This is a genomic window from Parafannyhessea umbonata (assembly GCF_900111255.1).
Classification (GTDB): domain Bacteria; phylum Actinomycetota; class Coriobacteriia; order Coriobacteriales; family Atopobiaceae; genus Olsenella_J; species Olsenella_J umbonata_A.
The window spans coordinates 1-12217 of record NZ_FOGP01000009.1 but is presented as its reverse complement, the minus strand read 5'-3'; the positions used below and the strand labels follow the sequence as shown (position 1 = coordinate 12217).

Below are 12217 nucleotides of genomic sequence, written 5' to 3'. Positions count from 1 at the left end.
GGGCTGGCAGTACCAGCAGGCCGGGTGGTGCAACAGGCTGAAGGAGGCGGGCGTCGTGCAGAGCATGTCCCGGAAGGGCAACTGCATCGACAACGGGGCGACCGAGCAGGTGTTCGGCCACCTGAAGGACGAGTTCTTCCGTGACCAGACATGGCCGAGCTTCGACGCGTTCAAGAGGGACCTCGACGCCTACGTCGTCCACTGGAACACGAGGAGGCGTCAGGTTAAGCTGAAGGGACTGACCCCGGAGGAGTTCCGGAATCAGTCCCTGCATGCGGCCTAGGCCGCTTTATTTGCCCGTCCAAGAACTGGGGCGCAGTTCAGTTCGAGGTCGGACCTCCCAAAGGCCACGCAGCGCAAGGCAAGCGAGGCGAGAGGGGGGGGTGCGAGGCGCTAGGACTCGCGGCAAAGCCTGAAGCCAGCGCCGTCGCGCACGAACTGAAGCAGGGGCACGTGCTCCTTGGCGACGCGACCCGCGACCACGTCGCGCGGGTCGAGCGGAAATGGCTTGCGCGCGATGGAGACCTCGCCCGCATAGCGCCCGTAGGCCCTGGAGCTCACAATGACGTCACCGGCCTCGCACTCGCGCGCATGGACCCCCGAGGCCTCCCATGCGCGGCGTGCGGGAGGCGTGGGCACATCGTCCCAGAGCCTCGACTCCTGCGAGCGCACGATCCACGGAGACGAGTCGGGGCGGTCGTGCTGCACGCGCCCGTACAGGTAGCCGAAGTCGTCCTCGAGCTCGGCCGCGAGGTCGATGCAGCCGCCGGCAAGCTGGCGCATACGCTCCCACATGGCGTCAGACGCGTCGGGGTCTCCCACCAGCACCACGTCGCTCTGGGCCGAGAAGAGCTCCAGCATGTCGCGGAAGAGCGCCTCTCCCCTGTCGCCGCGATGCGCCTCGACGGTTGGCAGCCCCTCCTCCAGAGGACCGCGCAGCTGGGCGTCACCCGGCACGAAGGACATAACCGTGAATCCGAGTGCCTTGAGGCGGGCGTTGGTGCGGCTGACGTCCTCGAGCGCAAGGCCGGTCAGGCGCTTAGGATAGAAGTTGTGGCAGGCGGCAAAGCGGGTAAAGTCCGCTCCGGCCTCGCGCCAGTCGCGAATGTCCTTCTCGCTGATGGTCGACGCGTTGAACACCACGTGGAACTGGTGCGAGAGCTCGACGGTCTGCCTTGCGTCGAAGCCGAAGTCCAGACGGACGTACTCGATGCCCAGCTCGTGCAGCTCGTCGAAGTCCGCGCAGCCCAGCTTCTGGAGCGTCACGGGCGAGACGTCGGCAATCAGCGCGATGCCGGCCTCCCTGCACAGGGCGATCATGCGGAGCGCCTCCGTGCGGTAGTCGACTCCGGTCTCCTCGGGAATGTGGAGCGAGGTGAACGCGAAGCGCACCCCGGCCTTGGCGGCCTTGGCGACCACACGCGCGTTCGCTTCATATCCATTGGAGAAGTACAGGGAGATTCCCGTGTTCATGCTGCCTCCTGAGGCTCAATCAAATGAGGCCCCGACGCGGGGGATGCGACGGGGCCACGGGTCTAACTGTGCACTATGGCACAACGGGGAAACAGGGATGCATCTGCCGCCCGAGCGGCGATGCGAGAACTACTCGCCGAAGACGTCGCTGATGCGGTCCTCGTCGACACCGAAGAAGTAGGTGAAGGCGAAGCCGGCGGCGTAGGCGGCAAGCATGGCGATGACGTACTGAACCTGCGTGCCGGGAACGACGATCAGCAGGCCGAAGAGGCCGGAGACGCCCTGAGAGACGGTGCCAAGGTGGAAGAGCCACGCGAGCACGCCGCCGACGCCGGAGCCCAGGCAGGCGGTGACGAAGGGCTTGCCCAGAGGCAGGGTGACGGCGTACATGAGGGGCTCGCCGACGCCCAGGATGCCAACGGGGATGGAGTCACGCAGGAACGTCTTGACGCGAGCGTTCTTGGTCTTGACCAGGAGCGCCAGGCCAGCACCGACCTGGCCGCCACCAGCCATCATCAGGATGGGCAGCAGGTAGTTGACGCCCTGGGTGGGGCCGGCCGGGTCGTTGAGCATGGCGTGGATCGGCGTAAGGGCCTGGTGCAGGCCGACGGAGACCAGCGGCAGGAACGTGGAGGACAGCAGGTACGCACCGAAGACGCCCAGCGTGTCGTAGAAGAATTGCAGCACGAAGAAGATGCCCTGGGTCAGGAAGGCGCCGAGGGGCTGCAGCGCGATGACTGCGACGACGGAGCCGACGCCGACGGTCAGAAGCGGGGTGAAGAAGGTGTCCAGCGTGCTAGGCATGACCTTGTGCAGGCGCTTCTCGAGGAACGCGAAGAACGCGCCGCAGATGAGAGCACCGAGCAGGCCGCCGGCAGCCGCGTTGTAGGTGGTGGACATCGACACGGCGATCGCGCCGTTAGCGAACGCGGGGACCGGAAGCGCCACGGGCAGCTGCACGAGGGGCGTCGCGTCGGTGGCGGAGACCGCCATCAGGGGCATAGAGGCGTTTGCGATGGAGAGCGCGCCGGCCATGGCACCCAGGACGCCGGAGCCGCCGAACTCCTTGCAGGAGTTCATGCCGACGAGCAGCGGCAGGTACAGGAAGAGGGCCCAGCCCATGGTGCGGATGCACTGGTACCACCACACGCCCGCGAAGGCGTCCGCGGTGGTGACGTTGATGACGTTGCTGAGGCCGTTGATCAGGCCCGCGGCGATGATGCCCGGCAGAAGCGGGACGAAGATGTTGCCGATCTTCTTGAGGAAGCGTTGGACCGGCTTGTCGTGCTTGGCCTTTTGGACGGCCTTGTTGTCGGCAGCGGCCTGACGGACGTCGTCGGAAGCGTCACCCGGCTTGATGCCCGTGAGCTTGGCGAACTCGTCAAGAACCTTGTTGACGGTGCCGGGTCCGAAGACGACCTCGAAACGGTCACCATCCTCGACGACGGCCATGACGCCGTCGACGGCCTTGAGCGCATCCTGGTCGACCTTGGTGGCGTCGGCCACCTTGATGCGCAGGCGGGTCATGCACGCCATGTTACTGCAGACGTTGTCTGCACCACCCATGGCGGCCAGAACGTCGCGAGCGGTTGCTGCGAAATCCTTTCCCATCTTTCCTCCTCAACGTGTTTCCTATGGACGCCAGCCACAACTGGTATTGGGCACTGGTGCGACTGGGTAGTGCCTTTTGGAGTCCTCTGGGACTGTAATCCTCAAAAGGTAACCAATAATACTATGGAGCGAGAAGAGCACCCCTTGGTGAGCAATGCGTTTCTCGTCCGCCACCTCCGCGTCAACGTTCGGTTACACGCCGACGCGCGACGCGAGCGTGCGAGCGGTGGGGTGCGAGGCTACGCGCCGGCAACCGCTCCCCTGACCTTGCCGCCAGATGCCTCGAGACGCTCGCGCGCCTGCTCGGCGCTCACGCCGGCGAGCAGCATGACGATCGCAACCTTCGCCGAGCCGTCTGACTTCTCGAGCGCGCAGACGGCCTCGTCGCGCGAGCAGCCGGTGGCCTCAATCACGATGTTCTGGGCACGCACGTGGAGCTTGTCGTTGGTCTGCTGCACGTCAACCATCAGGTTCTGGTACGCCTTGCCCACACCCACCATGGCGCCGGTCGAGATCATGTTGAGCACCATCTTCTGGGCGGTGCCCGCCTTGAGGCGCGTGGAGCCGGTGAGCACCTCAGGGCCGCAGTCCAGCTCGATGGCCAGCTGGGCCTCGCGTGCGATAGCCGAGCCTCGGTTGCAGGCGATGGCCACCGTCTTGCAGCCGAGCTCCCTCGCGTGGCGCAGGCCGCCCACGACGTAGGGGGTCCTTCCGCTCGCCGCGATGCCAATGGCAAGGTCGCGAGACTCGAGGCCGAGTTCGTCCAGCTCGCGAGCGCAGAGCTCGGTGCTGTCTTCGGCGCCCTCCACGGCGCGCACGAAGGCCTTCTCGCCGCCGGCAATCAGGCCCACGACGCGCTCGGGCTCCACGCCGAAGGTCGGCGGGCACTCCACGGCGTCGAGAACGCCCAGGCGACCCGACGTGCCGGCGCCGAAGTAGATGATTCTTCCGCCCGCGCGGAGGGACTCGATGGCCCACTCCACCGCCCGAGCGATGTGGTCAAGCTCTTCTCCCACAGCCTCCTGGACGTGCGCGTCCTCCGCGTTCATGACGCCTACCAGCTCGCGCGGAGTCATCATGTCCAGGTTCGTGGTCCGAGGATTCATCTCCTCGGTAGACAGCCTCGAAAGGTCAATCACCACTCATTCCCCCTTGCTTGCATGCTTATCGCTCCCGTGCCGGATGCCCGGGTCAAGCTCGTTTCCGTCCTCGTCCGCCCCGGCCTTCTTGATCCAGTTGGACGAGAGGCGCTCGACGCTCTTCTTGTAGTTGCGACAGACGTAGGTAGTGAAGAGCACGTCCACCACGTTGAGCTGCGCGATGCGCGATGACATGGCACCGCTGCGCACCAAGAGCTCGGTTGCCGCGACGCCCAGGACGACATCGGAGAGGTCGACGAGCGGCGAGGCGAACGACCCGCGCGTGATCGAGACCACCTTGGCACCGTTGTTGCGCGCGACGCGCGCGCAGTGCAGGACGTCCTCGGTCATGCCGGAGTAGCTCACGACGATGGCAAGGTCCTGCGACCCCAGGTTGTTCGCGTAGAGCAGCTGCGAGTGCAGGTCGTCGCAAACCTCGCACGGGATGTCGAGCCTCAGCAGCTTGAGCTGCAGGTCGTGGGCGACCAGAAGTGACGCGCCGACGCCGAACAGCGCAATGCGGCGCGCACGGCGGATGAGGTCGACGGTCTTGTCGACCGCCTCGACCTCCAGGCCGTCGCGCGTCAGCTCGAGCGTCGACACGTTGCGCGAGGTCACCTTGTCGATGATGTCCTGCGTCGCGTCGCCCGTGATGACGCCGTCGGCCACGACGTCGCGACTCTTCTCGGCAAGTGCGCGATCGTACACCAGGCTGCGCTGGAAGTCCGGGTAGCCCGAGAACCCCAGCTTGCGCACAAGGCGCACGACGGTAGACGGCGAGGTGTAGGTAAGCTCAGCCAGACGGTGCGTCGAGATTCCCACCGCGTCATCGGGACGCTCCAGCAGGAACTCTATGATATCCAGCTCGGAGGAGCTCGCCAGCGGGCGATACTCCTCTAGGTGGACGCGAAATCCTCGCATGGAACTTCCTCCTTCGTCGTTGGGACTATGCTACGCCGCAGTCGTGTTTTTTAGAATTGTTGACAGTCGCGTTTCACACCGTGACACAATAGCACCCCCGATTCGCACGCCCGCAGACAGCAACAAACCGTTCACGGCGCAGACATGCCATTGTCGTTTCATGTTTTCGCCCAAGACATGACACGCGTCTGTCTTGCTTTGACGGAATCGTGCATCAGTAAGAAACACGAGTTCAACAGCATCGCAACCCAGCTCTGACCGGGTGGTGTCGGGGCCGAGACGGACGGGAAACCGGCCGCCCCTATCGTTTCTCGTAGCCCTTGAGGCCGCCCTCGGCGGCGCGAGATCCTCCGCCGCCGAGGGCGCGACTCAGCCGAATACCTGACACCACGGTGCGAGAGGAGCAGCCATGCCCGAAAAAGACGACGTCATGCGATTCGAGGATTACCAGAGATACCTGAGCCCGGCACTCGCCAAGGCGACGGACCTCGTGATTGACCACGGCGACGGCCCGTACATGTGGGACGTCACGGGCCAGAAATACCTCGACTTCGTGAGTGGCATCGCCGTCAACGCCCTCGGGCACGGCAACCAGGCGGTGCGCGACGCCATCCACGAGCAGGTCGACCGCCTGATCAACGGCAGCTTCAACATGGTCAACTTCCCCTCGACCCTGCGGCTTGCCGAGCGCCTCGCCGAAATCGCCCCCGGTGAGCTCGGATGCACCATGTTCGCGAACGGCGGAGCCGAGGCGACCGATGCGTCGCTCAAGCTCGCCCGCGCCTACACGCAACGCCCCGCAATCATCGCGTTCGAGGGGTCCTTCCACGGCCGCACCATGGGCGCCATGAGCGTCACCGGGTCGTCGGCCATGTACCGTCAGAGCTACCAGCCCTGCATGCCCGGTGTGTACTTCTCGCCCTACCCGCAGAAGGACCTTTGCCCCAAGGAGTACGACGAGGAGCAGCGCAGCGCCTTCTGCCTGGAACAACTCGACAAGATCTTCAGCTACCTCGTGTCGCCCGCAGAGGTCGCGGCCATCCTCATGGAGCCCATCCAGGGCGAGGGCGGCTACTTCGTCCCGCCCGCGAGCTTCGTGCGCGGCGTCCGAGAGCGCTGCGACAAGTACGGCATCATGCTGATCTTCGACGAGATCCAGGCCGGCTACGGCCGCAGCGGCAAGATGTTCGCAGGTCAGAACTTCGACGTCACGCCCGACATCATGAACCTGGGCAAGGCCATCGCCGGCGGCCTCCCCATGAGCGCGACCGTCTCGACCGAGAAGATCATGAGCAAGTGGCTCCCGGGCATGCACGGTGGCACCTTCGGCGGCAACCCGGTCTGCGCCGCCGCGGCCAACGCGGTCCTCGACGAGTTCGAGCGCCAGGACATCCTCGCAAACGTCAAGACCGTGGGCGGCTACCTCGGTACCAAACTCGACGAGCTGCGCGAGGCCCATCCCGTCATCGGCGACGCACGCGGCATCGGGCTCATGCGTGCAATCGAGTTCGACCACGAGGATGGCTCCCCCGCACCCGAGGTCTGGGGCGAGGTCAAGGCCAAGGCGCTCGAGCATCACATGATCACCCTCAACTGCGGCGTCCACCACAACGGCATGCGCTTCGCGACCCCGCTCAACGTCACGCGCGAGGTGATCGACGAGGGCCTCGCCATTCTGGACCAGTCCATGCGCGAGCTGGGCTACTAGGCATACCCAGTCAGCACGCCCTCCGCAGCGCCGAGGTCCACGACACGCCAAAGCCCCCCGAGCACATCAGAGAAAGGCCGTCTTTCGAGCAAAGGAGCAGAACATGTCCCATCGCATGCATCGAATCGCCTACCTCAGAAGCGCCGTGCCCCTCGACGGCGACCGAGAGCTTCTGGCCAAGCGCGGAATAGACGACGTCGAGCTCTTCGGTGCCCCCACCGACTCCGACGGCATCCCGCTGCCCGGCTCGCTCCAGGACGCCGACGGCATCGTGAGCGAATGGGGACGTGTGGACGCCGCGACCTTTGCCGCAAATCCTCAGCTCAAGGCTGTGGGCATCATGGCCATCGGCTACGACTTCATCGATGCCGAGGCGGCGGAGAGGCAAGGCTGCTGGGTCACGAACGTGCCAGGCTACTGCACCTACGACGTGGCACTCCACACGCTCGGGCTCATCGTAGACCTCTATAAGAAGATCAGCTGGTTTGACCGGCAGACGCGCTCCGGAACCTGGGACGACATGGCAGGCTACGACGCGGAGAGGCCCCGCGGCAAACGCGCCGGCCTGGTCTTCTTCGGCTCGATCGCGCAGGCCCTCGTACCCATGCTCCAGTCGATAGGCATGGAGGTTGCCGTGTGGGCCCCCACGAAGAGCGTCAGCCAGATAGCGTCGCTTGGATGCGAGAAGGTCGACACCGTGGAGGAGCTCTTCTCGACCAGCGACGTCGTCAGCCTCCACTGCCCCCTGGTCAAGAAGACGCAGGGCCTCATCAGGAAGGAGACCCTGCGCCTTATGAAGCCCACGGCGTTTCTGGTAAACACCTCGCGAGGCGGCTGTGTTGTGGAGGAGGACCTGGCATGGGCCCTGCGCAACCACGTCATCCGAGCGGCCGCCATCGACGTGATCCAAGACGAGGTCAGCGGCACGAGCCCTCTCATCGGCCTGGACAACTGCATCGTCACGCCGCATGCGGCCTACCACAGCGCCGACTCCTACGCCGAGATGCGAGAGCGTGCGCTCATGAACGTGGTCGCAGGCGTCCATGGCAGACGGCCCGCAGACCCGGTCAACGAACCGGTCGGCCGCGCGGATACCCGCGCGGCCTGGCCCGTCTCCGCGTAGGTCGCCGTAATCGCTCGGAAGCAGCTCCGGTCGCCCAAATCGGCCGCAAGCAGCTCTTCCCTCCACGTTCGCCCTGTAATACGAGCCCAGAGAGCTGCCGCGAGCCGGTTTGGGTGACCAAAGAGCTTATCTGGAGCGTTTTGGGTGACCGAAGGGGCAATCACTCGGCAAGGATCGCGCATCGGGAGGCGCACCCGAGCCCCGTCCCGACGCGCCAGGCCATCCCAGCCACAAAAAAAGAGCCGACCCGAAGGTCGGCTCTGAACTCCCATGGAGCGGGCTACGGGGTTCGAACCCGCGACCTCCACCTTGGCAAGGTGGCGCGCTACCAACTGCGCCAAGCCCGCGACGCAAGGAAACACTATACGCGACGACACGCCCCTCGGGCAAGGACATTTTTTTCAACTCGGAAAAAAGTCTTCCCAGAGCTTCCGCGCTTCCGCATTTCCAAAGCTAGAACCTAAGGGAGAAGAACTTTGGACATTTTGCGGCGACGCGCCTTCCCGGCAAGTCTACCCAGCGTGGCTCAGGGCCTTCGCAGCTCGCGGCATGAGCCAGTGCTTCATCGCCAGGGAAACTACGACCAAGACCGCAATCATGATGTCGAGGGTTATCTCAGTGCCAAGCCGCGGGCTCGCGAAGATGCCGACCGCAACAATCGCCGCACTCAAAATCCAGCCTCCGAACAGCGCAACCGCGACGGACACGCCGGACTTGATGACGGCCACCTCCTCGGTCCAGTTAAGGTTGAGGTGCGAGATGTCAAGAATCAGCGCTGCGTCGGTCATGACGCATGCGAACAGGATGACGAACGCAAGCATCATCACAATCTGATTCGCGGGAATCCCGAACACGATTCCCAAGATGATCGTGGTAGGCATGATGGCAGCCACGTTCAGAAGCACGGCCATGCGTTCCTTGGCCAGCAGCACCTCGCGCATGTCTACGGGAAGCGTCTGCACGATCCAGAGGTTCTTGCCCTCAAGCGAGACGGAGGGAGCGGCGATGTCGTCTGTCGAGACCAGCATACAGATGAATCCGGCAACCACGACGGGAAGGACCGTCATGACGGGCGCGTCAGCCGGGGCTTCAGCCATAAACGCCTGCACATCGGCCGCCTTCACCAGGGCGAAGATGGCGCCGACGGGCATCAAGATGAGTCCCAGCGCGCAGTTGAGCATCCACGTAGGGTTGGCCCCAAAGCGCACGAACTCGCGCTTGAGCAGGGCCGTCCCGGAGTCGGTGCTTGCGAACGTGTAGCTCTTGCTCGCGGTGCGACCCACGTGAGCGTTCTGCAGAACGAGCTTCCCGTAGTTTCTCGAGAGCACCCACAGGCACACGGCAGTCAGCGCGACTCCAACGGCAACGACTGTCGCGAACGCGCCGAAGTCTCCCTGGGCGGCCCTGCCCATCAGTGACACGTAGCGAAACCACTGCTGCATGAACGAGGCGACCTCCCCGGCATTCTGCCCAAGGTTCTCAAGCTTCTCGACTGCCCAGAAGTAGATGACGTAGTACAGCGCGATGCCCGTAAGGCTCACGACCATAGTGACCAAGCTGTGGCCCTTCGCCTTGGACGCGATCTTGGCCACAACCCAGCCCAAGACGCACGAGAGCACCGAAACCACCAACGCGATAACAAAGGTCATGAGGATGGGGCAGAGCACGCTCGCAGCGCTCAGCGGAACGAGAGTCCAGTATCCGATGACAGCGGGAATCCAGACCCAGGCGCTGTAGAGCAGACTCATCACGTAAACGCCGATGAAGCGAGCGAACAGGAGCTTCAGCGACGAGATGGGAAGCGACATCAGGAACTCGTTGTCCTTGGGCAAATACAGGCTCGAGAACGTGTTGAACACGCTGCCGAACAGTCCCATCGTCATTGCGACCAGCGCCATGACCGAAAGAAGCAGCCAGTCCAGGCCGAGCTCAACCATGACGGATCCGAGTCCGATCGTTGTGTTCAGGAACAACACCCCCAGGCCAGCGAACAGGGCCATCAGGAGCGCGACGAAGCTCAGAAGCCCCCATCCCGAGCGGCGCCTGCCGGTCTTCGGGTTGATGATAAATGACTTGAACAGCTCCAGGAGCTGCTTGCGAATAAGCACCCTCAGCATGGCTTACGCCTCGCTCTCTACAAGCTCAAGAAAGACTTCCTCAAGGCTCTCATCGCCCTTGACCTCGTCCATGGTGCCCGACCTGAGCAGCCTGCCCGCCTTGATAATCGCGATCTTGTCGCAGATCTTCTCGGCGACGTCAAGCACGTGGGTTGAGAAGAGAATGGCCCCTCCCTTGTCGCAGTGCTCGCGCATCATGTCCTTAAGCAGCTTGGAGGCCAGGGGGTCTAACCCGACAAACGGCTCGTCCATGAGGATCAGCTTCGGACTGTGAGCCCACGCGCCAATAATCGCGAGCTTTTGCTTCATGCCATGCGAATAGGTGGCAATGGGCTGGCCCAGCTCGGAGGTCAGCTCGAACTTGTCTGCCAGCGGGCGGATGATAGCCTCCCTCGTGGCGGAGTCGACGCCGAAGACGTCGGCCAGGAAGTTGAGGTACTTCGCGCCGGTCATGTAGTCATACAGGTCGGGGTTGTCGGGGATGTAGGCCAGCTCCCTCTTGCATGCGACGGGTTCGTCCTTGACGGAGTGGCCGTCGATGGCGATCTTGCCACGGTCGAAGGCCATGATGCCGACGGCGCACTTGATCGTGGTGGTCTTGCCCGCACCGTTGTGGCCGACAAAGCCATAGACCTCGCCCGGGGCAATGCGCAAGGACAGATCGTCCACGGCAGTCTTGTCGTCGAAGGTCTTGGTCAGGTGCTCGATCTTGAGCATGTCACACACTTCCTTTCGTATCGCCCCGTCACCCAGGGGCAGAAGACGCTTACGCCAGGCGAGACGCCCGGCGGTAGAACCTATGCCGCACATGGTGCGAGAGTTGCGCGTGAGTATCTAGCTATGAGTTTGCCTGTGGGTAATAACACGCTTGCAGGTGGTTGCGCGCAGATGAGGGCCAGCAAAAGGCAAGGGTATCGGGCGGACGAGAAGTACGTGGAACGCAGCGTTGCCAGACGGCCTTGCGCTTCGCCGTGGCCAGGTTGGCGTCAATGTCGCTCGAGCGCAGCCAGCACCTCTGCCTTGTCATAGTCTCCGTGCGGCAGGCGTGACTCGGTACGATAGGCGCGCACCAGCGACTGGTTGACCTCCGAGAGTATGTCGCAGATCTGCTCGTCAGAGTACGGGCAGTCATCCACGACGATGAGCGTGCCCAGGCTGAACACGACGAGCCAGAGGTCACGCAGGCAGTCCTTGGCCGTGTCCTCGTCCATGCCCGTACCGTCAAAGAGCACGTCCAGGGCAAGGTCGCGCGCGACCTCGAAGGCCTCGCTGGCGCTGCCGCCCTCGCGCTCGTGGCCGCTCAGGAAGAGCAGGCGGAACAGCTGCGGCTCCTGGCGGGCAAAGCGGATGTACTGGAGACCCAGCCCCAGAAACGGAACGGGGCTCTTCAGCCCCTCCTTGATGAACTCGCCAAAGACCTCCTTGGACCTCGCGAACACCTCGGACTTCAGGCCTTCCATGGAATCGAAGTACGAGAAGATCGGACGCGTGGACATGCCCATGCGCGTGGCGAGCTCGCGCGCCGTCAGCGCGCGGAACCCCCTCTGGCGTACCAGGTCGAGGGCAGCTTCCACAATCTGCTCCCTGGTAAAGCGCGGCTTCGGTGGCATGTTCGTCCTCCCCTCCTCTATGTCACCCGTTACATAACTGGTGTTGCGTAACATTTGTTATGTAACGCATGTTATTCTATGCTCTTAACATTGTCAACAGAAATCCAGGAGCCATGCCATCCTCGCGAGTCCAGGCGCTACCATGCCTGAGCAGGCATTTCGCGGACACAACAAGGCCCGCCTCGCCAGGTCTGAACTGCGCCCCAGTTCTTGGACGGGCAAATAAAGCGGCCTAGGCCGCATGCAGGGACTGATTCCGGAACTCCTCCGGGGTCAGTCCCTTCAGCTTAACCTGACGCCTCCTCGTGTTCCAGTGGACGACGTAGGCGTCGAGGTCCCTCTTGAACGCGTCGAAGCTCGGCCATGTCTGGTCACGGAAGAACTCGTCCTTCAGGTGGCCGAACACCTGCTCGGTCGCCCCGTTGTCGATGCAGTTGCCCTTCCGGGACATGCTCTGCACGACGCCCGCCTCCTTCAGCCTGTTGCACCACCCGGCCTGCTGGTACTGCCAGCCC

At 63.7% G+C, this 12217-nt stretch carries 11 protein-coding genes and 1 tRNA gene; 3 read left to right on the top strand and 9 right to left on the bottom strand.

Going from position 1 to position 12217, the window contains the following annotated elements:
- The first annotated feature begins 64 nt into the window (after nucleotides 1–64).
- Nucleotides 65–283 (top strand): IS3 family transposase, encoded by a 219-nt coding sequence (locus BMY31_RS08680; RefSeq protein ID WP_369821286.1) that lies wholly within the window; start codon nucleotides 65–67, stop codon nucleotides 281–283.
- 110 nt (nucleotides 284–393) lie between these two features.
- On the opposite strand, the gene BMY31_RS08675 is transcribed toward BMY31_RS08680, so the two are convergent.
- From BMY31_RS08675 to BMY31_RS08660, 4 genes are all read right to left on the bottom strand, one after another.
- Nucleotides 394–1473 carry a MupG family TIM beta-alpha barrel fold protein gene (locus tag BMY31_RS08675; protein ID WP_091009914.1) on the bottom strand — a complete coding sequence of 360 codons (1080 nt, stop codon included), beginning with the start codon at nucleotides 1471–1473 and terminating at the stop codon, nucleotides 394–396.
- 129 nt (nucleotides 1474–1602) lie between these two features.
- Nucleotides 1603–3084, bottom strand: coding sequence for a PTS transporter subunit EIIC (locus BMY31_RS08670; RefSeq protein ID WP_078687063.1), 1482 nt, complete (start codon nucleotides 3082–3084; stop codon nucleotides 1603–1605).
- Between the two features lie 239 nt (nucleotides 3085–3323).
- Nucleotides 3324–4223, bottom strand: a complete 900-nt coding sequence (gene murQ / locus BMY31_RS08665) for an N-acetylmuramic acid 6-phosphate etherase (RefSeq protein WP_078687175.1) — start codon at nucleotides 4221–4223, stop codon at nucleotides 3324–3326.
- A gap of 3 nt (nucleotides 4224–4226) precedes the next feature.
- Nucleotides 4227–5144 (bottom strand): MurR/RpiR family transcriptional regulator, encoded by a 918-nt coding sequence (locus tag BMY31_RS08660; protein ID WP_078687064.1) that lies wholly within the window; start codon nucleotides 5142–5144, stop codon nucleotides 4227–4229.
- 409 nt (nucleotides 5145–5553) lie between these two features.
- Between BMY31_RS08660 and BMY31_RS08655 the strand changes: the two genes are divergently transcribed.
- Together BMY31_RS08655 and BMY31_RS08650 are read left to right on the top strand one after the other, a co-directional pair.
- Entirely contained in the window at nucleotides 5554–6852 is a 1299-nt protein-coding gene (locus tag BMY31_RS08655; RefSeq protein WP_200802608.1) for an aspartate aminotransferase family protein, read from the top strand.
- A 103-nt stretch (nucleotides 6853–6955) separates the two neighbouring features.
- Complete coding sequence (locus BMY31_RS08650; protein WP_091009911.1) at nucleotides 6956–7975, top strand: C-terminal binding protein; 1020 nt, start codon at nucleotides 6956–6958, stop codon at nucleotides 7973–7975.
- A 271-nt stretch (nucleotides 7976–8246) separates the two neighbouring features.
- Here the strand turns inward: BMY31_RS08650 and BMY31_RS08645 are convergent.
- The 5 genes from BMY31_RS08645 to BMY31_RS08625 form a co-directional block, all read right to left on the bottom strand.
- Nucleotides 8247–8322, bottom strand: a tRNA-Gly gene (locus tag BMY31_RS08645).
- A 165-nt stretch (nucleotides 8323–8487) separates the two neighbouring features.
- Nucleotides 8488–10092 carry a putative ABC transporter permease subunit gene (locus BMY31_RS08640; RefSeq protein WP_091009908.1) on the bottom strand — a complete coding sequence of 535 codons (1605 nt, stop codon included), beginning with the start codon at nucleotides 10090–10092 and terminating at the stop codon, nucleotides 8488–8490.
- Between the two features lie 3 nt (nucleotides 10093–10095).
- Nucleotides 10096–10809, bottom strand: coding sequence for an ABC transporter ATP-binding protein (locus BMY31_RS08635; RefSeq protein ID WP_078687067.1), 714 nt, complete (start codon nucleotides 10807–10809; stop codon nucleotides 10096–10098).
- A 269-nt stretch (nucleotides 10810–11078) separates the two neighbouring features.
- On the bottom strand, nucleotides 11079–11702 hold the full coding sequence (locus BMY31_RS08630; RefSeq protein WP_159443989.1) for a TetR/AcrR family transcriptional regulator: 624 nt from the start codon (nucleotides 11700–11702) through the stop codon (nucleotides 11079–11081).
- A gap of 232 nt (nucleotides 11703–11934) precedes the next feature.
- Entirely contained in the window at nucleotides 11935–12153 is a 219-nt protein-coding gene (locus BMY31_RS08625) for an IS3 family transposase (protein ID WP_369821286.1), read from the bottom strand.
- Nucleotides 12154–12217: the final 64 nt, after the last annotated feature.

Bases quoted from the DNA above. Each gene is read 5' to 3' on its own strand.
- BMY31_RS08680 (WP_369821286.1), top strand. From the start codon at position 65: ATGTCCCGGAAGGGCAACTGCATCGACAACGGGGCGACCGAGCAGGTG.
- BMY31_RS08675 (WP_091009914.1), bottom strand. From the start codon at position 1,473: ATGAACACGGGAATCTCCCTGTACTTCTCCAATGGATATGAAGCGAAC.
- BMY31_RS08670 (WP_078687063.1), bottom strand. From the start codon at position 3,084: ATGGGAAAGGATTTCGCAGCAACCGCTCGCGACGTTCTGGCCGCCATG.
- BMY31_RS08660 (WP_078687064.1), bottom strand. From the start codon at position 5,144: ATGCGAGGATTTCGCGTCCACCTAGAGGAGTATCGCCCGCTGGCGAGC.
- BMY31_RS08655 (WP_200802608.1), top strand. From the start codon at position 5,554: ATGCCCGAAAAAGACGACGTCATGCGATTCGAGGATTACCAGAGATAC.
- BMY31_RS08650 (WP_091009911.1), top strand. From the start codon at position 6,956: ATGTCCCATCGCATGCATCGAATCGCCTACCTCAGAAGCGCCGTGCCC.
- BMY31_RS08640 (WP_091009908.1), bottom strand. From the start codon at position 10,092: ATGCTGAGGGTGCTTATTCGCAAGCAGCTCCTGGAGCTGTTCAAGTCA.
- BMY31_RS08635 (WP_078687067.1), bottom strand. From the start codon at position 10,809: ATGCTCAAGATCGAGCACCTGACCAAGACCTTCGACGACAAGACTGCC.
- BMY31_RS08630 (WP_159443989.1), bottom strand. From the start codon at position 11,702: ATGCCACCGAAGCCGCGCTTTACCAGGGAGCAGATTGTGGAAGCTGCC.
- BMY31_RS08625 (WP_369821286.1), bottom strand. From the start codon at position 12,153: ATGTCCCGGAAGGGCAACTGCATCGACAACGGGGCGACCGAGCAGGTG.